General features: G+C 75.2%; 19 protein-coding genes. 8 read left to right on the forward strand and 11 right to left on the reverse strand.

Annotated elements, in window-relative coordinates:
• Positions 1-31 precede the first annotated feature (31 nt).
• Complete coding sequence (locus QSK00_RS00890; RefSeq protein ID WP_285586512.1) at positions 32-847, forward strand: AraC family transcriptional regulator; 816 nt, start codon at positions 32-34, stop codon at positions 845-847.
• A gap of 27 nt (positions 848-874) precedes the next feature.
• Here QSK00_RS00890 and QSK00_RS00895 read toward each other — a convergent pair whose 3' ends face one another.
• Positions 875-1552, reverse strand: coding sequence for a TetR/AcrR family transcriptional regulator (locus tag QSK00_RS00895; protein WP_285586513.1), 678 nt, complete (start codon positions 1550-1552; stop codon positions 875-877).
• Between the two features lie 84 nt (positions 1553-1636).
• On the opposite strand from QSK00_RS00895, the gene QSK00_RS00900 reads away from it, so the two are divergent.
• Entirely contained in the window at positions 1637-2503 is an 867-nt protein-coding gene (locus QSK00_RS00900; protein WP_285586514.1) for an NAD(P)H-binding protein, read from the forward strand.
• A 43-nt stretch (positions 2504-2546) separates the two neighbouring features.
• Here QSK00_RS00900 and QSK00_RS00905 read toward each other — a convergent pair whose 3' ends face one another.
• Positions 2547-2978, reverse strand: a complete 432-nt coding sequence (locus tag QSK00_RS00905; RefSeq protein ID WP_285586515.1) for a MarR family winged helix-turn-helix transcriptional regulator — start codon at positions 2976-2978, stop codon at positions 2547-2549.
• Positions 2979-3007: 29 nt separating this feature from the next.
• Here QSK00_RS00905 and QSK00_RS00910 point away from each other — a divergent pair, with 29 nt between their 5' ends.
• A complete protein-coding gene (locus QSK00_RS00910; RefSeq protein ID WP_285586518.1) occupies positions 3008-3727 on the forward strand; it encodes an SDR family NAD(P)-dependent oxidoreductase in 720 nt (239 codons plus the stop codon).
• Between the two features lie 60 nt (positions 3728-3787).
• On the opposite strand, the gene QSK00_RS00915 is transcribed toward QSK00_RS00910, so the two are convergent.
• From QSK00_RS00915 to QSK00_RS00955, 9 genes are all read right to left on the reverse strand, one after another.
• Complete coding sequence (locus QSK00_RS00915) at positions 3788-5143, reverse strand: UDP-glucose dehydrogenase family protein (RefSeq protein WP_285586520.1); 1356 nt, start codon at positions 5141-5143, stop codon at positions 3788-3790.
• A 73-nt stretch (positions 5144-5216) separates the two neighbouring features.
• Entirely contained in the window at positions 5217-6575 is a 1359-nt protein-coding gene (locus QSK00_RS00920) for a hypothetical protein (RefSeq protein WP_285586522.1), read from the reverse strand.
• 286 nt (positions 6576-6861) lie between these two features.
• Entirely contained in the window at positions 6862-8229 is a 1368-nt protein-coding gene (locus QSK00_RS00925) for an alpha-amylase family protein (protein ID WP_285586523.1), read from the reverse strand.
• Positions 8230-8299: 70 nt separating this feature from the next.
• Complete coding sequence (locus QSK00_RS00930) at positions 8300-8431, reverse strand: hypothetical protein (protein ID WP_285586525.1); 132 nt, start codon at positions 8429-8431, stop codon at positions 8300-8302.
• Positions 8428-9636, reverse strand: a complete 1209-nt coding sequence (locus QSK00_RS00935; RefSeq protein ID WP_285586527.1) for an acyltransferase family protein — start codon at positions 9634-9636, stop codon at positions 8428-8430. Before QSK00_RS00935 ends, QSK00_RS00930 begins: the two co-directional genes overlap by 4 nt.
• A gap of 8 nt (positions 9637-9644) precedes the next feature.
• Entirely contained in the window at positions 9645-11999 is a 2355-nt protein-coding gene (locus QSK00_RS00940) for an ArnT family glycosyltransferase (protein ID WP_285586529.1), read from the reverse strand.
• Entirely contained in the window at positions 11996-14749 is a 2754-nt protein-coding gene (locus QSK00_RS00945; protein ID WP_285586531.1) for a glycosyltransferase family 4 protein, read from the reverse strand. The genes QSK00_RS00940 and QSK00_RS00945 overlap by 4 nt, the downstream gene beginning before the upstream one ends.
• A gap of 23 nt (positions 14750-14772) precedes the next feature.
• Entirely contained in the window at positions 14773-16341 is a 1569-nt protein-coding gene (locus tag QSK00_RS00950) for a glycosyltransferase family 4 protein (protein WP_285586533.1), read from the reverse strand.
• A gap of 25 nt (positions 16342-16366) precedes the next feature.
• Positions 16367-17374 (reverse strand): glycosyltransferase, encoded by a 1008-nt coding sequence (locus QSK00_RS00955; RefSeq protein ID WP_285586534.1) that lies wholly within the window; start codon positions 17372-17374, stop codon positions 16367-16369.
• Between the two features lie 363 nt (positions 17375-17737).
• Here QSK00_RS00955 and QSK00_RS00960 point away from each other — a divergent pair, with 363 nt between their 5' ends.
• The 5 genes from QSK00_RS00960 (at position 17738) to QSK00_RS00980 (ending at position 23593) form a co-directional block, all read left to right on the forward strand.
• Positions 17738-18646: a hypothetical protein gene (locus QSK00_RS00960; protein WP_285586536.1), complete on the forward strand. Its 909-nt coding sequence runs from the start codon at positions 17738-17740 to the stop codon at positions 18644-18646.
• Positions 18646-19371 (forward strand): hypothetical protein, encoded by a 726-nt coding sequence (locus QSK00_RS00965; RefSeq protein ID WP_285586538.1) that lies wholly within the window; start codon positions 18646-18648, stop codon positions 19369-19371. The genes QSK00_RS00960 and QSK00_RS00965 overlap by 1 nt, the downstream gene beginning before the upstream one ends.
• Positions 19368-20423: a hypothetical protein gene (locus QSK00_RS00970; protein ID WP_285586540.1), complete on the forward strand. Its 1056-nt coding sequence runs from the start codon at positions 19368-19370 to the stop codon at positions 20421-20423. The genes QSK00_RS00965 and QSK00_RS00970 overlap by 4 nt, the downstream gene beginning before the upstream one ends.
• On the forward strand, positions 20420-21634 hold the full coding sequence (locus QSK00_RS00975; RefSeq protein WP_285586542.1) for an OmpA family protein: 1215 nt from the start codon (positions 20420-20422) through the stop codon (positions 21632-21634). The genes QSK00_RS00970 and QSK00_RS00975 overlap by 4 nt, the downstream gene beginning before the upstream one ends.
• Positions 21635-21898: 264 nt before the next feature.
• A complete protein-coding gene (locus QSK00_RS00980) occupies positions 21899-23593 on the forward strand; it encodes a glycine/sarcosine N-methyltransferase (protein ID WP_285586545.1) in 1695 nt (564 codons plus the stop codon).
• Positions 23594-23787 lie beyond the last annotated feature (194 nt).

Here is a 23787-nt window from a genome sequence, read left to right on the forward strand (position 1 = left end):
GACCGGGCCGCGGTTCTTGTACGTTCCTGGGGTGGGTCCGGAGCAGGTGCGGGCGTGGAACCCGGGGGTCCGGGGCATCGAGGAGGTCTTCCACGCCCGGTTCGTCGAGCACGCCTACCCGCTGCACACCCACGCGACGTGGACGCTGCTCGTCGTCGACGCCGGCGCCGTCCGCTACGACCTGGACCGCGCCGAACACGGCGCCCTCGGCCGCGCGGTGACGCTGCTGCCGCCGGGGGTGGCGCACGACGGGCGCTCGGCCACGGCGGGCGGCTTCCGCAAGCGGGTGCTCTACCTGTCCGACTTCCCCGACGGGCTCGTCGGACGCGCCGTCGACCGGCCCGCCGTCGTCGACGACGTCCTGCGCGCCGCCGTGGACCGCCTGCACCGGGTGCTCGAGCGCCCGGGCGACGAGCTCGCGGCGAGCTCCGGGCTGGCCGTGATCACCGACCGGCTCGCCACCCACCTCGGCGGCGGCGTTCCGGACGCCGGGTCGGTGCGGGATCCGCGCGCGGCCGCCGGCCTGCGGGACCTGCTCGACGCCCACGTCGTCGACGGCCTGGCCCTCGACGACGCCGCCGCCGCACTCCACGTCACCCCGAACCACCTGGTCAAGGCGTTCTCCGCCGAGTTCGGACTGCCGCCGCACCGCTACCTCGTCGGCCGGCGTGTGGAGGTTGCGCGCCGCCTCCTGCTGGCCGGGCTGCCCGCGGCGCGGGTGGCGGTCGAGGCGGGCTTCCACGACCAGGCCCACCTGACGCGGCACTTCCGTCGCCTGCTCGGGGTCACGCCGGGGCGCTTCGTGGGCGCTCCCCGTTCCGAGCGAACGGCACTCTCGCGCACGTAGACGCTGCGAAGGTGCCGCTCATGCGGATCAGGGCGCGGCCACCCGGTCCAGCCACTCCCCCAGCAGCGCGCGCTCGGCGTCGGTGAGGACGTCGAGCTCGTCCACCGACGCCCGGAGCGTGAGGGCGGCGGCGACGGGACCCGCACCCGCCGTCGGGACCGGGTCCGTGGTGATCGCCGCGACGACGGCCTCGCACGCGGCGTGGGACAACCCGTCGTCGCGCTTCTCCGGCGGCACCGCGATGAGCGACAGGGCGACCCCGGATCCCGCGCTGTGCACCATGCCGACCGCCCGTCCCTCGGGAACACGTAACCGCCCGGCCGCGGCGATGCGGTGGATCAGCGCCGCGAGCTCGCCGAAAGCGGAGCGCGCCGCCGGCGAGTACCCGGCGGCCTGTGGGCGGGCGTACATCAGGCGGTAGAGCGCGGGGCGTTCGAGGGCGAGCCCGACGTGGAGGTCCCAGCCGGCGCGGAGGTCGGCGACCGGGTCGTCGCTCGGCGCCCGCACGGTCTTCGCGGCCAGGTACTCCTCGAACCCGTGCGTGACCACGGCGTCGAGCAGACCCTGCTTGTCCCCGAACAGCCGGTAGATCGTGGGTGCCTGCACGCCGGCGGCGGCACTCACCGCGCGCGTCGACACGGCGTCCTCGCCGGCGTCCTCGAGCAGCCGCGCCGCCGCCGCGACGATCCGCTCCCGGGGCTCCACGGTAGCGACGATAACAGTATCCGGTTAGCGTCTTGCTGTTTCCGCTGCTAGCTTCAAGACGCTAACAGCGATAAGGAGAACCTGATGATCGTCGTCACCGGCGCCACCGGCGTCCTGGGCCGCCTCGTCGTCGACCGCCTGCTCGAGCTGGTGCCCGCGGGCGAGGTCGGGGCGAGCGTCCGCGACCCCGCGAAGGCGCAGGACCTGACCGACCGCGGCGTCCGGGTCCGTCGGGGCGACTTCACCGAGCCGGCCACGCTCACCGACGCCTTCTCCGGCGCCGACCAGGTGCTCGTCGTCAGCGCGAACACGCTCGGCCCGGACGGGGTCGCGCAGCACCGGGCCGCGATCGAGGCCGCCGTCGGCGCCGGGGCGGACCGCGTGCTCTACACCGCACACCAGGGTGCGCGTCCCGACTCCCCGTTCGCCGCAGCGGCCGACCACGCCGCGACGGAGGAGATCCTCGCCGGGTGCGGGGCGGCCTGGACGTCCCTGCGCAACGGCTTCTACGCGAACACCGTCCCGATGTTCCTGGCCGACGCCGCGAGCACCGGGGAACTGCGCCTTCCCGACGACGGGCCGGTCGCCTGGACCACGCGCGAGGACCTGGCGGCCGCGACCGCGCGCCTGCTCGTCGACGGCGCCCCCGACGGGCCGACCGCCCCGCTCACCGGCCCGGAGGCGGTGGACTTCTCCCAGGTCGCGGCCGCGCTCGGCGAGCTCACCGCCCGGACGATCCGCCGGGTCGTCGTGGAGCCCGCCGAGTACCGGGAGGTCCTGGTCGGCCGGGGCGTGCCGGACCACGCGGCGGACCTGCTGCTCGGCTTCTTCCCGGCCGCGGCACGCGGCGACTTCGCCCCGGCCGACCCGACGCTGGCGGACCTCGTCGGCCGCCCGGCCACCCCGATCGCGGAGGTGCTGCGGGCGTCGCCGGCGCCCACCGCCTCCTGAACGAACGGCACTCTCGCGCACATCGATGCTGTGAGAGTGCCGGTCAGGGGCGCTCCACGAGAGCCGCCAGGAGCGCCGCGAGACGGGCACGGCCGTCGTCGGGAAGGCGGTCGAGGAGGTGGGCGCGGACCGCGGCCGCGTGCACCGGTCGGGCGGCCGAGGCCCGTTCCGCCCCGGCAGCGGTGACGGCGACCTCCACGCCGCCGTCGACCTCGGTCCGTGCGACGAGTCCACGGTCGGCCATGCGCGTGAGCTGGTGCGACAGCCGGCTGCGGTGCCACCCCATCGAGGCCGCGAGCTCGTGCTGGCGCAGGCGCCCGCCGGCGTCGTCGAGGCGCGTGAGGATGCCGTAGTCGGGGTCGGACAGGCCGGTCGCGCGGGTGATGTCCTCGGCGACCGCGGACCGGACCGCCTCACCCGCCCGCTTGAAGGCGTGCCAGAGCGCGAGCTCGCCGTCGTCGAGCGGCGTTGTCATGTCAACCTCCCCCGTGGGACGGTGGTGACATGACAACACGGCAGGTCCTGGTCACCGGCGGCGGGCGCGGCATCGGCCTCGGACTCGCGACCCGGTTCCGCGCCCGCGGCGACCGGGTGATCGTGACGGCCCGCTCGACCGCCGGACTGGCGGACGCCGCAGCGTCCGGGCTGGAGACGGTCGTGGCCGACATGGCCCGCCCCGACGACCGCGCGGCGCTCGCCGCGCACGTGCGGGCGGCGATGCCGGGGCTCGACCTCGTCGTCCAGAACGCCGGCGGGCAGCGGCGGATCGGGCTGGCCGCGGACGACGCCGCGTGGCCCGAGCGCCAGGCCGAGATCGACACGCTGCTCGCGGGTCCCGTCCACCTGGACTCCCTGCTCGTCCCGACGATGCTCGCCCACGGCCGACCGGCGACGGTCGTGGAGGTGACGTCCGGTGGGGCCGTGGTCCCGCAGCCGTTCGCCCCGCTCTACAGCGCGTCGAAGGCGGCACTGCACCACTACGCGCTGATCCTGCGCGCGTCGCTGGCGGACACCGCGGTGCGGGTGGTGGAGCTGATGCCTCCGGCCGTGGCGACCGGCCTGGGCGGGTCGAGCCACGGGGCCGACCTCGACGCCTTCTGCGACGCCGCGGTCGCGGGCATCGACCGGGGCGAGCCCGTCGTCGGGTTCGGCCCGACGGCGTCCGGCGAGCTGCGCGCGCTGGTGACGGCCCAGCAGGAGCTGTTCGAGGCGATCCACTCCTGAACGAACGGCACTCTCGCGCACCGAGATGCTGCGAGAGTGCCGTTCGTGCCGGTCGGAGGCCTACTCCGCGACGTCCCCGTCCCCGCGGCGGCCGAGGCCGACGGCGGTGAGGCCGGCCCGGCGCAGGGTGGCCGGGTCGACGATGTTGCGGGTGTCGATCACGATCGGGCGCTTCACCGCGGTCGCGATCACCGACCAGTCCAGCGTGCGGAACATCGGCCACTCGGTGAGCACCAGCACCGCCTCGGCGCCCTGGGCCGCCGACACCGCGTCCGCCGCCAACGGCACCCCGTCGATCTCGGTCGGCGGCGCCGCCCCGTCCTTGCCCTCCACGAACGCCGGGTCGAAACCCACCAGCTCCGCGCCGGCCTGGCGCAGCAGCGCCGCGATCGCCAACGCCGGGGAGTCACGCAGGTCGTCGGTGCCGGCCTTGAACGTCAACCCCAGCAGCGCCAGCCGCACCCGCGACAGCGACCCCGTCCGCTTCCCGGTCACCGCCAGGCGCACCTTGTCCACGATCCGCTGCCGCTGGCGGGTGTTCGTGTCGATCGTCGCCCGCAGCAACCGGAACTCGAAGTCCGCCGAGTCCGCCACCTGCAACAGCGCGTGCGTGTCCTTCGGCAGGCACGACCCGCCCCAGCCCGGACCGGGCGAGAGGAACGCCTGCCCGATCCGCCGGTCGTAGCCGATCCCCTCGGTCACGTCCCCGATGTCCGCCCCGACCCGCTCACACAGCTCGGCCATCGCGTTGACGTACGACAGCTTCATCGCCAGGAAGCAGTTCGCGGCGTACTTCATCAGCTCCGCCGACGCCGCGTCGGTGAGCACCGTCGGAGCACCCAGACGCGCATACAGCGCCGCGACTCGCTCGGCCGCGTCCTGGTTGTCCGAGCCGACCACGATCCGGTCCGGCCCCAGGAAGTCCTTGACCGCCGACCCCTCCCGCAGGAACTCCGGGTTCGACACCACCGCGACGTCGGTGCGCTCGAGCAGCTCCGCGGTCCGCGCCGCCGTGCCCACCGGCACCGTCGACTTGTTGACCACCACGGTGCCCGCCGCCAGCTCGGCGCCGACCTCCTCGATGACCGACTCCACCGCGCGCAGGTCGGCCACCCCGCCCGCGCCCATCGGCGTCGGCACGCAGAGGAACAACACCTCCGCCGGCCGGGAGTCCTCGAACGCACCCAGCGCCGCCCCCGCGCCGACCACGAACGACAACCGCCCCGCCGAGGTCTGCTCGGAGACCAGCTCCGCCAGATCCGGCTCCACGATGTCCACCACACCGCGCCGCAGGCGCTCCACCTTGCCCGCGTCGATGTCCGCGCAGACCACCTCGTGACCCAACGACGCCAGACAGGCCCCCGTCGTCAGCCCGACGTAGCCCGTCCCCACCACCATGACCCGCCGTGCGAACACCCCTGGCACCCTTCCTCGGGATCGGTTCGGACGTCACGGTGCCAGATCACGGTGGGTGAGCGTCCGGTTGCGGCTAACTCGCGCCTGTGACGGCGTCGACGTAGTCCTGGCGGGTCGATCCCGACGACGGGTCGTCGAGCACGTCCTCGAAGGCCAGGAAGAACGCGGCCAGCGCGCATCCGCGGGCGTAGCCGGGGCTGCGGCGGATCTGCTCGGCCTCGGAGTCGGAGTTCGACGTGCCCCCGGTCTGCGCCGCGGGCGGGCCCGGGTTCTCCCCGACGGCGGCGAGCCCGGCCCGCGCGGCCTGGGCCCGGGCGAAGCGCAGGTTGGACCAGCTCGCGACGTTGGTCGAGGTCTGCGTGCTGGTGGTCGCATCGTTCGACTGGCACGTGTCCTGCGACGGGTTGAGTCCCCGCGCGGTGACGGCGGTGGCGTCGTCGACGCCGGTCAGGTCGACCACGACGGTGCTCGCGATGTTGCCCGCCATGACCGGGAACTGGTCGACGTAGTAGAGGCCGCGGCCCAGCGAGCCGTCGCGGTCGCCGGTGCCGTTCAGCAGCGCGTTGGTCGCGGAGGTGAGGTCGGCGGGCAGGACGCCCTTGCCGGGCGAGGGGACGTGCACGGCGCCGGAGTAGCCCGCCGTCCGGAGCGTGTCGGCCTGGTCCTTGATCGCGTAGAGCAGGGAGCGCTCGTACCAGAGGAACCAGTTCTGGGCGGCCGACGCCGTGACGGCCTTGCCGTTCCAGGTCTTCGCGCCGGGGATCCACCCGGGCATCGGGGTCTTCGGGGTGCCGGCGGCGAGGCCGGTGCCCTGCTGGGCGTCGGCGCCGTAGGCCCAGTAGCTCTGCAGGAAGCCCGTGCCGGACTCGTTCGGCCCGGGGAAGCCGATCTCGCCGGCGGTGCTGGTGCCGACCCGGATGCCGTCGAGCCGGGACACCGGCAGCTTCGCGACGATGCGCTTCAGGTAGTCGTTCTGCGCGGACCGGGCGGCGGCCGAGAAGACGGTGTCGAGCGCACCGGTGTTCGGCGTGTTGCCCTTCTGGTCGACGAACGTGGCACCGGAGAGCTGTCGCGCCCACGACGGCGGGTACTGCGTCCCGGTCCCGAGGACGACCCGGATGCCGGCGTTCAGGCAGGCGTTGATGCGGGCGGCGAGGTCGTTGACGTAGTCGGTGCTCTCGGCCGTGGCCGAGGTCGGCAGCCAGCGGTCCCAGTACGCCTCGACCTCGACGAGGCCGATGCCGGCGGCCTGGTTCGCGGCGATGTCGGAGGAGCTGCACCCGGAGGCCATGAGCCCCCAGGCGGGGTCGGAGGCGGCGTGCGCGGTCGGTGGTCGCTGGCCGACGAGCAGCAGGGGAACCAGGGCGAGGAGGACGACGAGGGCTCGTCCGTGACGGACGGGGTGCAGGAGGGAGGACACGATCCCTGCCATCGCGCCGTCCGGGCCCGGATGGCACACCTCGTGAGCGGTGCCGATCGAACGGCCCAGTCGGTCCACGCGGACGGCCCACACGATGCTCCGGGCGTGAATCCCCTGCTCGGAGCAGCCGTCCCCCGTCTGCGAGGGCGCTCCACGCAGCCTCGGACAGCGCGTCGCGCACACGGCCGGCGGGGTCGAGATGGGCCGGGCCGATCGTGTGCGGAGCGCACGGCGATTGCGGGCCGACTCGGACCCCGACGACGTGCGCGACGCGCAGTCCTCCGGGGCCGGTCGCACCTCAGCCGCCGATCGCCGCCTCGTAGTCGGCCGGGGTGAGGCCGCTGCGGTCGGTGTACAGGTCGTCCTCGAAGGCGAGGAGGAACGCCGAGAGGCCGCAGCCGCGCGCGTAGGACACGGCGTACCGCAGCTGGTCGGCCTCGCTGTCCGAGTCCGCGGTCCCACCCGTGGTCGGGCCGGGCGGGCCGGGGTTCTCGCCGACCGTGGGCAACCCGGCCCGGGCGGCGGCCGCGGCCGTCACGCGCTGGTTGGGCCAGGTGTCCACCACCGCGTCCCGGCCCACCAGCGCCTGGGCGTCGCCCGGCCGACACCGGTCCTGCGGTGGTGAGAGCCGGCGGGCACGCACGGCGGTGGCGTCGTCGAGGCCGGTGAGGTCGACGACCGCACCGGGCACGGCGGCGGCCAGGGCCGGGAGGTCGCCGACGTAGTCGAGCCCGCGGCGCAGCGCCCCGTCGCGGACCGCCGTGTCGAGCACGACGGCGACGGCGGCGTCGAGCGCGGCGGGCAGCACCCCGCGCCCGGCGGCGGGGACGTGCACGGGTCCGCGGTAGCCCGCCGCCCGGAGCGAGCGCGCGCGGTCGGCGACGGCGCGCACGAGGGCGCCGGAGTACCAGTCGAACCAGCTCCGGGCCTGGTCCGGGGTCACGGCGCGGCCCTGCCACGTCCGCTGTCCGGGGATCCAGTCGGGCAGCGGCGACGGGACCTGGCCGGGCGCGAGGCCCTGCCCGTGCTGCGGGGCCGGACCGAAGGCCCACCAGCTGTCGAACGCCGCGCCGGAGGCCTCGGGGCCCGGGTGCCCGAGCTCGCCCGCGGTCGAGGTGCCGAGCCGGATGCCGACCAGGCGGTCCGCCGGCACGGCCGCCACCAGCCGGCGCAGGTAGCCGTCGGCCGCGGCTGCGACGGCGGCGGAGAAGACGGTGTCGACCGCGCCCGTGTCCGGGGTCCGGCCGGCCTGGTCGCGCACCGCGGCGTCGGGCAGCGCGCGGACCCAGGCGGGCGGGTACTGCAGCCCGCTGCCCAGGACCACGCGCACTCCGGCGTCGAGACAGCGCTGGACCGTGGCCCGCAGACCGTCCGCGTAGCCGGCGTCCACCGCGTCCGGTGTCGGCTCGAACCTGTCCCAGAAGGCCTCGACGACCGCCACGTCGACCCCGGCGGGCCGGGCCGCGAGCCGCTCCGGCGCGCAGGTCGAGTCGACGACGCCCCAGGCCGGCTCGGCCCGGGGCAGGGCGACCGACGGCGGCGCGGCGGCCGGGACGGGGGCGGGCGCACCGGGAGGTCGGTCGGCGGGCGCGGCCCCGCAGGACGCGACGAGCACGAGCAGCACCCCCAGCGCGCGGATCGCTCGGTGGCGCGGGCGGGACCTCACCGCGCCAGCCTGGCCGAGCCGCTGCCGCCGCCGTCGGGAACGCGGCCCGACGCCACCCGGTCCGGTGACCTCAGCCGAGGACGGCCCGGCGGCGGTCGTCCCGGGTCACGCCCCACCGCGGGTCGTCCGTCGCCCGCTCGAACGCGACGAGCAGGGCCGCCGGCCGGCAGCCACGGTCGGAGGAGGTGCTCGCCGATCTCACCGACCGTCACCCGGACGGGCACCGGCCGGTGCCTGCTCGACCGCGGACTCGACCCGTTCCTCGACGGGTTTCGCCGGGGCGCCCGGGGCCCGCCTGACGAGCCGGCGCATCCACTTCTGGGCGGGCCGCTCGACGAGGACGTACGCCAGCCACGCCAGCACGAACGCGCCGAGCACCAGCAGCACGATGCCCAGCGTGCCCAGGACGGGCCCGGGGAACGTCCGGGGGTTGATCAGCAGCGAGGCCGCGAGGATCCACGGCACGTGGACCAGGAAGAGCGCGACGCTGTACTCGCCGCCGATCATGGAGGTCCGGGTGGACAGGGCGTGGTCGAGCAGACCGCGCCGCTGCGCGAGGGCCGGGACGACGAGGCCGACCAGCGGCAGCGCGAACAGCGTCGAGTGCCCGAGGGTCGCGGCCACGACGATCGCGACGAAGGCGACCACGGCGAGCGGGCCGGTGGCCCGGCCGAGCCACGCGGGGACCCGGTCGGACACGGTCGTCAGCTGGTAGAGCGCGGCCCCGGCGAGGAACGCCCCGAAGGCCCGCGGCAGCGGCATCCCGTAGGTGATCGTGCCGTCGTCGAACCCGATGATCGAGTAGACGACCAGCGGGATCGCGCAGGCGACGAGGTAGCCGACGACGCAGGCCGCGGTGGAGCGCAGGCGCTGGACCAGGGGCAGCAGCACCGGGAGGACGAGGTAGCAGGCCCACTCCGCGGAGAGCGACCACACCGGGCCGTTCCAGGTCAGCGAGTGCGCGCCGCCCCAGCCGGAGGTCAGCGTGAGCTGCCGGAACAGGTCCCAGGTGAGGTTGCCGCCGTGCGGGATCTCCCGGCCCACCGCACGCGAGACGAGCACCGCGGTGACCATCGCGGCGAGGACCGCCAGGTGCACCGGGTAGAAGCGCGAGAGCCGGGCCCAGAGGAACTTCCCGAACGTCGCGCGACCCGGCCACCGGGCGAACGTGCGCGCGTACCCCGAGCTGATGACGAAGCCGGAGAGCACGAAGAACAGGTCCAGGGCCACGTAGCCGTGGTGCCAGACCGGCAGGAAGAAGCTTGCGGTCACCGGGACCATGGCCACCGCGAACGGGGCGAGGTGGACGGCCACCACGACGAGCGAGAGGTAGCCGCGGATGCCGACGAGGCTCGGGATGAGCCCGGTCGGTGCCTTGGCGACGGCGGGGCGGGGTTGCTCGGGCATCGTCGCTCCTAGCCTTGGGGTCCGAGTCCGATGGGTGCCGAGCCGTCGAGCGGCCGGCCGAAGTCGTAGACCTTGAGATCGCCCGCGGTGCGGCCGTGGGCGAGGAAGACCACCGGGTAGCGGCGGTCGAGCTCGGCGATGGTCTGCGGGGTCACGTCGGCGAGGCCGAGCGCGGAGAGCTGCGTGGAGACGACGCCGTACCGGGAGTTCGAGGCGCGGGCGTCGGCGAGGGTGACCAGCGGGAACACGCCGTAGCCCGGCATCACGAACTGCGCGGTGTGCTCGCCGAGGGCGATGTGGGTGGTCTTGGGGTCGACGTTCGCGAACAGCCAGGCCGAGAAGGCGCTGTAGGTGTCGTCGGTCTGGGAGCGGATGTTCCACCAGATCCCGGCCGACCCGGCGAGGACCAGCGCCACCAGGGCGAGGCCGACCACCGACAGCCAGCGGCGCGCCCGGGCGAGGCGGGTCACCAGCAGGCCCGCGACCACCGACAGCGGCACGGCGAGCAGGTAGAAGGTCTGCTCCTCGACCTCGCCGAGCCCGAAGGTGTAGGTGATCGCCCCCAGCACGCCGGCGATCCAGCACGCGATGAGCGCCAGGGCGGCCTCGCCCGGAGCCCGGACCCGACCGCCGAGGTCGCGCGGGTCGGCGAAGCGGTCGCCCGGCTCGCCGCGCAGCCGCAGCGAGCGCCAGGACAGGAGCACGAACCAGGCGGCGAAGATCGAGGCCGCCCCGATCAGCACGTACGACGTGCCGGTGAGGCTGAGGTTCGCGACGATCCGGCTGGAGAAGGAGGGGGAGTTCGCCGAGCTGAAGCCGGTCTCCTTGACCAGCCCGACAGCCCGTAGGACCCCGCCGAAGGTCTGCTCCGCCCACCCCGGGAAGCGGCCGGTGACGACGGTCCAGAGCACGTAGCAGAAGTAGAACCCGAGCTCGCAGCCGAACACCGTGGCCGCCTCCCGGCGGCGCAGGCCCCACGAGAACACCAGCATGATCAGCAGCGGGAGGCCGGTCACGAGGCCCGCGTTCGTCTTCGTCGTGATCGCGAGGCCCCACAACAGCCCGCCGGCGACGAGCAGCACCCACCGGCGGCGCCCGGTCGGCGACTCGGCCGCGAGGAGCAGGCACAGCAGCCCGGCGAGGACCCCGAAGAGCATCGGCGCCTCGAGCATCAGGCGGCTGTCGAAGCGGATGACGAACGGGTCGAGGGCGTAGAACGCGCCGGCGACGAGGGCCGCCCACCGGGGGACGACCCGGCGGGCGCAGGCGACGACGAGCGCGGTGTTCGCCGCGGCGAAGAGCAGGTTCGCCGGGCGCAGCGAGAGCACGAACTCGACGGTCATGCTCGTCTGCGGCGCCGAGATGAAGCGGCTGAAGTACAGGAAGGCCAGCGGCGGGTGCAGGAAGAACGGCGCGTCGAACAGCTGCGGGCCGTTGCCCTCGGCGAAGGAGTTCGCGACGTCGGCGTACTGCACCTCGTCCATGAACAGCTCGTAGGCCGAGTGCTGGTCGTAGCCGCGCAGCACCGCTGCGACCGCGACGAGCACGAGGCTCGCGAGGACGAACACCAGTCCGGGGCGGCGACCCGGCAGGGCGCCGCCGAAGGGCCGCGCGCCGTAGAGGACCCCGGTCAGCGGGGCGCCGGGCTCCCGGGAGAAGCGGCGGACGAGGCCCGCCGTCGGGCGGTGCAGCAGCAGGAAGGTGCCGAGCACCGCGAGCAGGTCGCGGACCCGCCACTCGAGGCCGGCGATCCCGCCCGGGCGCGCGCGGGTCGGCCCGGGCGCCGTGACGAGGACGCGCCCCAGCGGCGGGGCGGCTCCGGGCGGGAGCCGACGTCGACGGTGCCGGGGGCGCGGGAGCGGCCCGGTGGCCGTGCCGCCGGGCGTGGACCCGGCGCGGTGCCGGCCGCCGCGACCCGACGGCAGCGGGCCGGTGGGCAGCGGGCCGGTGGGCAGCGGGCCGGTGGGCAGCGGGCCGGTCGCGTCCACCGGATCGCCGCCCGCGTGCCGCCCGCCGGGGGCGGGACGGTGCGCGGGCCGGTGCGCGGGACGGCGCGAGGGCCGGTGCGCAGGCTCGAATCCGGTCGGGTCGGTGTCCTGCCGGTCGGGGTCGACGCGGTAGCCGTTCCGGGCGCGGGAGCGGCGCGCCGCACCGTCGTCGTCGGCGGGTGCGTGCCGCGGCGACCTCACCCGGTGCGTCGCTGCGCCGCCGTCGGCGCGGAGCGCGGAGGGCTGGGGGTCGACCGCGGAGGGCGGGCCCCAGCCGAGCGCGTCGGAGCGACCCCACCGGCCGTCGGGACCCGCCGTCCGGACCCGTCGGGGGTCACGCCGGAGCCGGACCAGCGGCACGGAGCTGTCGGTCACGCCCCTCCCCGGCTCTCGGCGACCACCCGGCGGTAGAAGGCGTCCTGGGTCGCGGCGAGCGCGTCCCAGTCGTGGACGCGCGCCAGCTCCGGTCCGCGGCGCGCGACGACCGCGCAGCGCGGCTCGTCGTGCCAGACGTCGACCAGCGCGTCGGCGTAGGCGCGGGCGTCGAAGCCACCCGCCGTCGGGACCAGCACGCCGCCCTCCGCGGGCACGACCTCGCGCAGGCAGTCGATGTCGTAGGCGACCACGGGCGTGCCGACGGCGAGCGCCTCGGCCGCGACGATGCCGAAGGTCTCGAAGCGCGAGGGGACGGCGGCGATGCGGGCCGACGCGACCAGCTCGGACTTGTCCCGGCCGGCGACCCAGCCGAGGAAGCGGACGCGGTCGGCGACCCCGAGCTCGCGGGCACGCTCGCGCAGGGCGTCCTCGTCCGGCCCGGTGCCGGCCAGCAGCAGGCAGCCGGGGATCCGGTCGGCGGCCACGGCCCAGGCCTCGAGCAGCAGGTCGAGGCCCTTCTGCGCGATCTCGAGCCGGCCGACGTAGACCACGTCGCGGCGGCTCGCGACCGGGGCGGGCGGCACGGTGAAGGCGACCGGGTCGACGCCGTTGCCGATCACCGCGACCTCGGCCTCCGGGCTGAGCGCCTGCGTGGCCGCGCCGACCCCGTGCGAGACCGCGACGATGCGACGGTGCGTGCGCACCGCCCAGCGCTCCACCCAGTGCACGGGCAGGTGGTACTGCGCCGCCTTCTCCTTGGCGTTGAGCCACTGCACCACCCCGACGACGGGTCGCCGCGTCCAGCGCGGGATCGCCATCGACGAGATGGGCGCGAAGAAGTCCTCGACAGCGAGGTCGACCGGGCCCGGCCCGGCCTCGTCACCCGGGTGCCGGCGACCGGCGCGGCGGGCCGCGAGGAACGCGGCGGCCATGTAGGGCAGCAGCCGGGTGAGCCGGGTCCGCCCGCGGCCGACGTGCGGGTGCACCCAGTGCACGGTGCCGTGGCCGTGGCGCTCCACCCGGTCCTCGGCGCCGGGGAAGCGGCCGGTGAGGACGGTGACGTGGTGTCCGGCGGCGGCGAGTCGACGGTCGATCTCGGCGGTGCGCAGGGCGCCGCCGCCCGAGCCGGGCATGGCGGGGTCCTCGAAGGCGAGGTGCAGCACGTGCAGGGCGCCGTGCTCCCGGTCGGGCGGCGCGAGGGCGGCGTCCGGGCCCGGCGCGATGCGCCGGCCGAGGACGGGGAGCCCGACGAGGCCGAGGCCGAGCACGACCACCGCGACGAGCCAGAGCGCGACCGAGGGGCGGGCGGCGGCGAGCACCACGGTCGCCAGCACCGCGTACACCACGCCGACGGCGGCGGCGCGCGCCAGGCCGGGGCCGGGAGCGATCCGGCGGGGCCGGTGCCCGGCGCCCAGGAGCGCGACCGCGACCGCGCCGACGACGGCTCCGGCGGCGGCGCCGGCCGCGAGCGGACCGGCCGGGTCGGCGGGCACGCCCGGGAGGCCGGCGAGGATCCCGGACGCGCCGAGGGCGAGCCCGGCCGCGAAGGCCGCGACGGCGGCGGCCAGCGACGCGGCGAGCGCGCGGCGGGCCCGGACCGCGAGGAGCAGCGTGGCGAGCACCGTCGTCGTCCCGAGCCCGACGCCCATGAGCGCGAGCACCGGCAGCAGCGACACCGAGGGCAGGTACCGCTCGGGCAGGACGATCCCGACGAGGGCCGTGGGCACCGTCGCGACGACCGCGGCGGCGGGGACGACGAGCTTGACGAAGGAGGCGAGGGCCTCGCGCAGGCGCAGGTCCCGGTCCCGGCCGTGGGCGACGCGCAGCACCGGGAAGCTGACCAGGGCCGTGCCGACGGCGACGTAGACCGGCGCCTTGGCCAGCGTGGAGACCGCCTGGTAGCCGGCGGCGGCCGTGGCGTCGGTGACGACCAGGGCGACGACCACGGCGTCCGCGGCGGCGAGGGCGGAGAGCACGGCCTGGGTGGCGGCGACGCCACCGGTCTCGGCCCAGCGGGCCCGGTCGCGCAGGGCGCCCAGGACGGTGGGGACCGACAGCCCGCGGAACGGGCCGGTCGCGGGGGTGAGCGAGACGGCGAGCACGGCCAGCGCACCGACGGCGAAGCCGCCGACCGCACCCCAGGCGCCGGCGCCCACGACCACGGCGACGACGCTCGCGACCAGCCGCACGGCGACCTCGCCGACGGTCAGGGCCGCGTACCGGACGAAGCGGGACTCGCCCTGCAGGTGGCCCCACACCGGGGCGATCGCGAACAGCGCGAGCCCGGAGACCGCGGCCGCCAGGGCGGTGGGGATGTCGGAGACGGGCCCGACGACGAGCGCGAGGACGACGGCCGCGACGAACCCGACGAGCACCGACACCCCGACGGCGAAGGCCGTGGCGGCCCGACGCTCGGGCGCGTGCGCCGGGTGGGCCCGCACCACGTGGGCGAGCGGGAACGGGATGAGCGCCGCCGAGGCGACGCCGGCGGTGCCGACCACGGCGACGGCCGCGGCGAACGCGGTGTAGGCGGGCGCGTCGAGCAGGTGTGCCATCACCAGGGTGACCGCGTAGCTCAGCAGCCCGACCATCCCGCCGGACGCGGACAGCAGGGTGGCGGTGCCGCCGGTGGCGCGGTCGTCGGCGTGCTCCCCCTCCGGTGGCAGGAGAGCGTCGTCGCTGTCACCGGACGCCGGCAACGACGCCTTCCTGTCGGCGAGGGTGTCCGTGACGACCGGACCACCGACCACGGAGCTCCCCCCGACCGGCGCGCTCATCGCCGCGGGACGACGTCCGAGGACCGGGTCTCCCCGCGGGCGATCCCGACGATGGCCGGGCCGCCGAGGAGCTCCGGCCGGCTGGCGAGCCGGACGTAGGGCTCCTGCGCGCCGAGCCGCCCGATCACGCCGAGCGCGTCGACCTCGTCGCAGCCGCGCAGCAGGGCGAGGACCCGGTTGCGGCCGAGGCAGATCGACACCTCGTCGGTCAGGCGCAGGGCCGCGGCGGCCTCCGCCGGGTCCGGGTGGCTGAAGCGGGCCAGCACCGTCATGTCCGAGCGCGCCCGACGCCGGGTCGCGGCGCGGTGCAGCGCGGACCGGTCGGCCGGGGAGAGGGCGGCCTCGGTCGCGGGGCGGCGGAACGCGCGCATCTCGGAGAGCACCGAGCCCGCGAGCAGCTCGGCCGAGCGCTCCCAGGAGAAGCAGCCGGCCCAGGTGCGGCACGCGTCGGCGACCTCGTCGGCGCGGGCGGGGTCGGCCAGTTCGGCCATGGTGCGGGGCAGGACCGCCGCGAAGTCGTCGATGCCGTCGACGAGCCACCCGGTGACGCCGTCGAGGACGGAGTCGCGGATGCCCGTCGTCCGGATGGCGAGGCACGGCACGCCGGCGGCGGCGCCCTCGAGCACGACCAGGCCCCAGCCCTCGCCGTCCGAGGTGGACGTGGTCATCCACGCCGACTCCATGAGCGCGTCGCGCTCGGCGTCGGGGAGGCGGCCGTGGAAGCGCACGACCCGGCCGAGACCGAGCTCGACGGCCATCCGACGCAGTGTGGTCAGCTCGGGGCCGTCGCCGATGATCTCGACCTGCAGGTCGGGCACGTCGGGCAGGGCGGCCGACACCGCGTGCAGCAGCAGGTCCACGCGCTTGTGCGGGACCAGCCGGCTGGTCAGGACGATGGTCGGCTTCTCCGCGCGGCGCCGGGTCCCCGAGGTGATCGTGGTGTTCATGCCGTTGGGGACGACGTCGATGGGCCCGTCGAACTTCAGGCGCCGCCGCAGCTCCTGGCGGGTGGACGCCGAGACCGCGACGGTCCGCCTGCCCGCGTAGACCCTCCGGGCGACGCGCCCCTCGAGGAGCCGCCCGACGAGGGCCCCACCGGGGCCGAACCGCGTCGAGAACTGGTCCTGGTGGACGTGGTGGACCAGCTGGACGATCGGGACCGTGTTCCGGGTGAACAGCGGCGAGAAGAACGGGATGCCGTTCTGGCAGTCCACCACCGCGTCGAAGCGCTGACGCAGGCTCCCGCGCAGCAGCCGGATCGCGGTCCGGGCGTAGACCCCCATCGTGGCGCCGGCACGCAGGATCTCGATGCCGTCGATCTCGTCGCGGGCGCTCTGCCCGGCGTCCCGGGCGGTCAGCCAGGTGACGTGCACGCCGGCCTCGACCCAGCGCTTCGAGATCTGGTGGGCGTACGCCTCCGCGCCGCCGGCCTGCGAGTGCCGGACGTCGCGCCAGTTGAGGACGAGCACGCGGCAGCCGGCGAGCTGCGCGGTCGCACGCCCGAGGACCGGGACCAGCCGCACCGGCGGCAGGGTCTCCCCGGGGGTGGGCAGGGTGGTGGTCACGGTGCGCTCCCGAAAGCGGTCGTGGTCAGGGCGTGGTCAGGGCGGACGGACGACGTCCGGGGAGGGCGGGGGCGGCGGTGCCGCGGTTCAGCTGGCGGTGCAGCTTCGCCACCGCGCCGAAGGCGGCCACGCCGTCGCGCACCGGGCGCAGCGTCGAGCCGGCGGTGTCGGTCCAGGTGACGGGGACCTCGGCGATGCGCCCGCCGTCGTCGCGCACGTGGCGCAGGAGCTCGATGTCGAAGGCGAAGCCGGTGGAGCGGCACTTCCACAGCGCGCTCTGCACGGCCTCGCGGTCGAAGAACTTGAAGCCGCACTGGGTGTCGTGGATGCCCGGCACCAGGGGCCGGGACAGCATGCGGAAGGCGGTGCCGCCGAGCCGCCGACCCAGCGGCTGCTTCCCGGCGATCGACGCGCCGGGGGCGTGCCGCGACGCGATGGCGGCCGCCGCGCCGTCCTCGAGGGCGGCCATGACGGGCAGGAAGGTCTCGAGCGGGGTGGAGAGGTCGGCGTCGGTGAACCCCACGACGCGTGACTTGCTGGTCCGCAGGCCGCGGATCACCGCGGCGCCCTTGCCGGCCTGCGAGCACCCGATGGCGACCGCCTCGACGCACCACCCGGTGGCGACGTTGCACGCCCGCCCGGTCACGTTGAGCACGCCCGCCGCGGTGTCGTCGACGCTGCCGTTGTCGACGACGACGATGCGGGAGGTCCAGGGCTGCTCGGAGAGGAAGGCGACCATCGCGGCGAGGGTCGCGGGGAGGCGCCCGGACTCGTTGTAGGCCGGGATCACCACCTCGAGGTCCACGGGCGCACGGGTGTCGGTGTCCTCCGGCTCGGGCGGGCGCTCGGCGAGCTCGTGGGTCGCGCGGGAGACCTCGCGGGCGACCGCGGCGACGACCTCGTCGTCCACCACGTCCACCAGCTCGGTGCTGCGCGCCGCCACCAGGAGATCGTTCGGCCGGTGCTCCTCGACCCCGCGGAGAGCGGGGTGCGGGGCCAGCGCGTCCTCCAGACCGTCCATCACGTTCTGCACGATGTAAGCATCGACCGTTCAGCCCAATCATTAACTCCTTCGTCTCGCAGCCATTTGCTGCGTATGGGAGGAATTGCGCTGGTCGGAGGACATGCGACCACCACATCGAGCCCTGGGAAACGCTCGCGACTTTCACACCGTCGAGTGACGTGATCATCGGCGTGTCGACCCGCGTGTGTCGGATGGCGGCGCGCTCGGCCGGACGGGGTAGCGGGCACCCGCGTAGGACGCCCGCGCGCAGCCGCCTCCTACACTCCCCCCTCGGAGGGTCCGGCGCGAGGACCCCGTCGTGACGGCGCGCGGAGGCCGTCCGGCTCCGAAGGCCCCCGGCGAGGCTCCGGTGGGCCGCGAGCAGGAGGCCCCATGAGCCGGTCGGCGCCGCCCCCGCCGCGTCACGTGGGTCCCCCGTCCGGTCCCCACGGCGGCCCCGCCGGCGGTCGTGGCCCCGAGCCGGGCACCCCCGCCGCGGGCACCCCGGTGACCGGCGCCCCCGCCCCGCGCCCACCCGACGGACCGCCGCGCCCGGCCGCCCCGACCGGCCTTGCCCCCGCTCCCGCGCCGGGCCCCCGCATCCCCCCGCCCGACGGCTCGACGGGTCTGCCGACCTACACGCTGGCCAACCGGCTCGCCGACTGGCGCCGGGCCCGCGCGGACGGCCGGGCCGGGCTGCCGAGCGGGTCGTCCGGGACGCCGACGCTCGAGGAGCTCGCCCAGGACTTCCTGGCCCGGAGCCACCGGGAGCGGCTGCGGCTCGACGTCGAGCTCGCCCCGCTGCTCGAGAGCGTGGCCACGCTCGGGGTGCGGATCGCCGAGACCGAGCACGCGTGGCGCCGGGCCGAGGAGCGGGTCGCGTCGTGGCCGGTCCTGCTCGACCGCGACCAGCTCGACCTGCGCCGCGGCGGCGAGTCGCTCACCGCCGACGACGTGGTGCGGGCGCGCCGGGCCCGGGAGTACGAGGCGCTGCGCCGGCCGATGGTCGACGAGATCACGCGGCTGCAGCGGACCGGCGCGGCCGCCCGCGAGGAGCTCGCGCGGGTGCACGCGGCGATCCGGGCCCGCGAGATCGTCGGCGCCACCCGGGTCCGCCGCCTGCACGCGCAGGCGATGGCCCGCATCTCGGCCTACGAGCGCCACCTCGTGCGCCACCACCCGCGCGGCGACGCCATCGGTCCCTGGCTCGTGGCCCAGCACCCCCGCATCCCCGGCTGGGTGTTCGAGGCCGAGGCCGGAGCCGCCGCCACCCCGTCCGACCGCCCGTCCGAGGAGTCCTGATGTTCCAGTGGTTGCGTCGGCGCCGGCCGGACCCCGCGACGCCGGCGCCGGACCGGACCCCGACGCACCGGGTCACCGGCGCCCCGGACACCCCGGCTCGCCCGGGCCTGCGCGCCCCCGGCACGCCCGAGGAGAAGCGGTTCTCGCAGGTCTACGCCGAGGACCGGGTCGGGCCGATGCCCTACCCGAACCAGGCCTCCCCCGACGTCGCCGCCGCGCGCGGCCGCGTCCGCGCCCTGGTCAACGACCTGTTGCCGAACGCCGTCGACGAGGGCACCGGCGCCGCCCTCGACCCGCTGATCGCGTCCTGGGCGTCGGGCTGGCTCGCCCGCATCGACTCCGAGCACGCCGACCACCACGCCGTGATCGACCGGCTGGTCGGCGGCGCCCGCCAGCAGCTCGCCGACGCCGAGGCCACCCACGAGCGGGACCGGCGCGCCCTGGAGATCGCCCGCAGCGACTACGCCGACGCCCGCGACCGGCTCATGGAGACCCCGCGCGGTCCCGCCGTCCGCCCCGGCGTGGCCGAGGACGACGACACGGTGGCCGACGACCCACGCCGCACCGCCTCCCGCGGGCCCCGCGCGGCGCGCCAGGCCCTCGCTGTCCGGCGGCCCGGCGTGCCGGACGACGAGCCGCTGACGAGTCCGTTGCGGGTGCGGACCGCGTCCCGTCCCACCGGCCCGGCCGTCGAGGACGCCGCCACCGAGCAGGAGACCCGATGAGCACGACCCCGTCGTCCCGCCTCCCGTGGCGCCGCGGCCCGCGGCCCGGCACCGTCGGCTCGTACCGCGACTCGACGATGCTGATCAACCGGTCGCGGGAGGACTACCTCGCGCTCGGCATCATCGTGCTCGCGATCGGCGGTGACATCGCCGCCTTCTACGTCGTGCTCGCCCGGGTGTTCCGCGGGTCGACGTTCCTCATCGTCATCGGCACCGTCGGGTTCGCGGCCGCCTCGGTCGGGCTCGCCCACCTCGTCGGCCAGGGCCTCGCCCGGCGCCGGTGCGGCGACCCGCGCGCCTCGGTGCTCCTCACCGTCGCCGCCTTCGTCGTCTGGCTCGTGCTCGGCATCGCGTCGTTCGTGACCCGGCTCCTGACGCCGTCGTCGACCTCCTCGAACCCGTTCGGCTCGTCGTCGGGATCGGGCTTCGGCTCCGGCGGCGGGTTCGGCTCCGGCGGGGGCTTCGGGTCGGGCGGCGGCTTCGGTTCCGGGGGCGGGTTCGGGTCGAGCTCGTCGTCCGCGCTCGACGCCTCGGCCGTGCTGCCGGCGATGCTCTTCGGCGCGCTCTTCCTCGCCAGCGGGGTCGCGGCGATGGTCGCGACCTTCGTGTCGTTCAACCCGGTGGCCGGTGCGCTGCGCCGGGCCGAGCGCCGTCTCGAGGAGGCCACGGCCGCGGAGCGGGCGAGCCGCGCGGAGCTGGAGCGCTCCCGGGAGGCCCTGCGCCAGCAGCAGAACGAGCGTGACCGCGAGGAGCAGCGCTGGGTCGCCGCCCGCCAGCAGGTGGCCGCGGAGATGCTGGAGCTGCAGAACTACGCCCGCAACCTCATGGCCTCGAAGATGCAGAACCCGTCGGTGACCGACGGCCTCACCAACTCCGCGCCCTACCCGTTGTTCACACCGGCGCGCGCGATCGAGCCCGGCCGCGAGGCCCGGCCGCCGGTCCGTCAGGATCCGCCCGCGCACCGCGCGCCGGCACCCGCCGTCGTGAACGGCCGGCGGCACGGCACCAACGGCCACCACCGCGCCTCCACCCCGAACGGAGACTCTTCGTGACCCTGCGGCGTCTGTCCGCACTCGCCACGATCGCCACGGTCGCCGCACTCGCGCTCGGCGCGTGCTCCTCGGACGACTCCTCGGGCGGCTTCGGCAGCAGCGGCGGCGGGGGTGCCCCGCTGTCGTGCCCGGTGCCGGTCGGGCCGATGGCCATCGCGATCGGCGGGCGCGCCAACGAGCCGGAGCCCTCCCTGCCGGGCCCGGTGCAGCAGGCGGCGATCTCCGTCGTCGCGGGGGCCTCGGACCAGAAGGTGCAGCCGAAGTTCACCGTCGTGAACGTCGACGGCCGGCCCAGCGTGGCCGGGAGCGACACCTACCGCACCGACGCGGGCAACGCGATCGCCGCCCAGGACGACCAGAACGCCTTCCTCTCCGGCCTCGGCAACGCCATCCCGACGCTGCGGGCGCAGACCCCGGAGGCCGACACGCTCGGCGCCCTGACCCTGGCCGGGCGCTCGGTGCAGGGCACACGGCCCGGCACGGTCGTGCTCGTCGACTCCGGGCTCTCCACCGTCGCCCCGCTCGACTTCCGCACCCAGGGGCTGCTCGACGCGCCGGTCGCCGACGTCGTCTCCTCGTTGCGCGACGCGAAGGCCCTGCCCGCCCTGAACGGGGCCACGGTGATCCTGGCCGGGATCGGGGACGTCGCGGCGCCCCAGGGGCCGCTGGACACCTCGCAGCGCGCCTCGCTGGTGGCGCTGTGGAAGGGCATCGTCGAGGCCGGCGGCGCGTCCTGCGTCGCGGTCGTCGACGAGCCCCGGTCGGGGGACGCCCCGTCGGACGTCCCGCCGGTCTCCGTGGTCGACCTGCCGCCGCCGCCCACCATCACCCCGGGCAAGGCCACCGCCCTTCCCGACGACGGGTCGGTGGGCTTCCGGCCGGACACCGCCGACTTCCGCGACGAGAACGCCGCACGGGGCGTGCTCGCCCCGTTCGCGGACTTCCTCAAGCAGTCGCCCACCCGCAGCATCGCGCTCACCGGCACCACGGCCCGGGCCGGTACCCCCGCGTCCCAGGTGGATCTGTCCACGCGCCGCGCCGAGGCGGTGAAGGGGCTGCTCGTCTCGCTGGGCGCCTCGGCGGACCAGATCACGACCCGAGGTGTGGGCAGCCAGTTCCCGGGCTACGTCAACGACGTCGGCCCCGGCGGCAAGCAGCTGCCCGGTCCCGCGTCGACGAACCGGAAGGTCATCGTCGAACCGTCGGCGTGAAGCACGTCAGCTTCCCGATCGACCTGCTCGGCTAACGTGACCGGTATCTCTTCACGCCCTGGCAACCTGACCGTTGCACGGCGGACGGCCCGTCCCAACAGGGCTGATCGGCCCAGCGGCGGGCATTCCTGACCGGTTCACTTGATCGCTTCCGACACGGAGCGTGGTCGCCGACTGTGTCCATCGTGGTCGAACCGCTCTAGCGTCTCCTCTCCGGAAGCCCCGTTGGAAGCGAGCCGAGCACGACGTCCGGAGGACCACCACATGACCACAGCCGCAGACCGGAGCCCCGACACCGCGGCTGGCCTCGAGGAGTACACCGAGGCCGAGGTGCACCAGGATTTCGGCGACAACCCCGCCGAGGTACGCGACACGAACCACTACCAGGACGAGTACATCAAGGGATTCGTCGACAAGTGGGACGACTACATCGGCTGGGAGGGACGCGCCGCGAGCGAGGGCACGTTCTTCATCGACCAGCTCCGCGCGCGGGGTGTCGAGAAGGTCCTCGACGTGGCCACCGGTACCGGCTTCAACTCGGTGCAGCTCCTGGAGGCGGGGTTCGAGACGGTCTCGGCGGACGGCAGCGCCGAGATGCTCGCCCGGGCCTTCGCCAACGGCCGCGAGCGCGGGCACGTGCTGCGCGTGGTCCAGGCCGACTGGCGTTGGCTCAACCGCGACGTGCACGGCGAGTACGACGCGATCATCTGCCTCGGGAACTCGTTCACGCACCTGTTCTCCGAGCGCGACCGCCGCAAGGCGCTCGCCGAGTTCTACGCGATGCTCTCGCACGACGGCGTGCTGATCCTCGATCAGCGCAACTACGACTCGATCCTGGACGACGGGTTCTCGTCGAAGCACAAGTACTACTACAGCGGTGACACGGTCACGGCGGAGCCGGAGTACCTGGACGAGGGCCTCGCCCGCTTCCGGTACACGTTCCACGACGACGGATCCGTGTACCACCTGAACATGTTCCCGCTGCGCAAGGAGTACGTGCGGCGGTTGATGCGCGAGGTCGGGTTCCAGAAGATCGACACCTACGGCGACTTCCAGGACACCTACGGACAGGACACCCCGGACTTCTGGATTCACGTGGCCGAGAAGACGTACCGCACCGACGACGAGCTCTCCGAGTCGTACTCGAGCGCGGTCCACACCGCGCGCGACTACTACAACTCCGAGGACGCCGACACCTTCTACCACGAGGTCTGGGGCGGCGAGGACATCCACGTCGGGCTCTACGAGACCCCCGACGAGGCCATCGCCCCGGCCTCCGCCCGCACCGTCGAGCGGATGGCGGAGACGGCGGGCATCACCGCCGAGACCCGCGTCCTCGACATGGGCGCCGGCTACGGAGGGGCGGCCCGGCACCTGGCGCGGAAGTACGGCTGCCGGGTGACGTGCCTGAACCTCTCCGAGGTCGAGAACGAGCGGAACCGGGAGAAGACCCGCGAGCAGGGTCTCGACCACCTCGTCGACGTCGTGGACGGCTCCTTCGAGAGCATGCCTATCCAGGACAACGCCTACGACCTCGTGTGGTCGCAGGACGCGTTCCTGCACTCCGGCGAGCGCTCGACGGTGGTCGCCGAGATCGCCCGCGTGCTCGTGCCGACCGGTCAGGTCGTGTTCACCGACCCGATGGCCGCCGACGGCGCCGACGTCTCGGCCCTGACGCCGATCCTCGCCCGCCTACACCTGGACAGCCTGGGCTCGCCCGGGTTCTACCGGGACGCGTTCGCGAGGAACGGCTTCAACGACTACGCCTTCGACGACCACACCGACCAGCTCACGACCCACTACGGGCGGGTCCTGGCGGAGCTCGAGAAGGCCGAGCAGGCGTTCGCCGGGAAGATCTCCGACGAGTACATCTCGAACATGAAGACCGGCCTGCGCAACTGGGTCAACGGCGGCCAGTCCGGTCAGCTGTCGTGGGGGATCTTCCGCATCAAGCGCTGACCCCCCTTCGTGGCAGGAAAGCGTCGTTGCTGTCATCCAGTAGCAGCTCCGCCGCTTCCTGACGACGGGCTCGACGACGGCGGACGGACCGACACTGGTCCGTCCGCCGTCGTCGTCGGTCCCCACCGGCATCGGGACCCCCGGTCATCCACAGGCTCCGACGGCGTGATCGACGGCGCGCCGACCCCGGCGCC

It is taken from the genome of Actinomycetospora sp. NBRC 106378, assembly GCF_030269685.1.
Lineage (GTDB): Bacteria > Actinomycetota > Actinomycetes > Mycobacteriales > Pseudonocardiaceae > Actinomycetospora.

Bases quoted from the DNA above. Each gene is read 5' to 3' on its own strand.
- QSK00_RS00965 (WP_285586538.1), top strand. From the start codon at position 18,646: ATGTTCCAGTGGTTGCGTCGGCGCCGGCCGGACCCCGCGACGCCGGCG.
- QSK00_RS00935 (WP_285586527.1), bottom strand. From the start codon at position 9,636: ATGCCCGAGCAACCCCGCCCCGCCGTCGCCAAGGCACCGACCGGGCTC.
- QSK00_RS00980 (WP_285586545.1), top strand. From the start codon at position 21,899: ATGACCACAGCCGCAGACCGGAGCCCCGACACCGCGGCTGGCCTCGAG.
- QSK00_RS00900 (WP_285586514.1), top strand. From the start codon at position 1,637: ATGATCGTCGTCACCGGCGCCACCGGCGTCCTGGGCCGCCTCGTCGTC.
- QSK00_RS00910 (WP_285586518.1), top strand. From the start codon at position 3,008: ATGACAACACGGCAGGTCCTGGTCACCGGCGGCGGGCGCGGCATCGGC.
- QSK00_RS00960 (WP_285586536.1), top strand. From the start codon at position 17,738: ATGAGCCGGTCGGCGCCGCCCCCGCCGCGTCACGTGGGTCCCCCGTCC.
- QSK00_RS00920 (WP_285586522.1), bottom strand. From the start codon at position 6,575: ATGGCAGGGATCGTGTCCTCCCTCCTGCACCCCGTCCGTCACGGACGA.
- QSK00_RS00905 (WP_285586515.1), bottom strand. From the start codon at position 2,978: ATGACAACGCCGCTCGACGACGGCGAGCTCGCGCTCTGGCACGCCTTC.
- QSK00_RS00970 (WP_285586540.1), top strand. From the start codon at position 19,368: ATGAGCACGACCCCGTCGTCCCGCCTCCCGTGGCGCCGCGGCCCGCGG.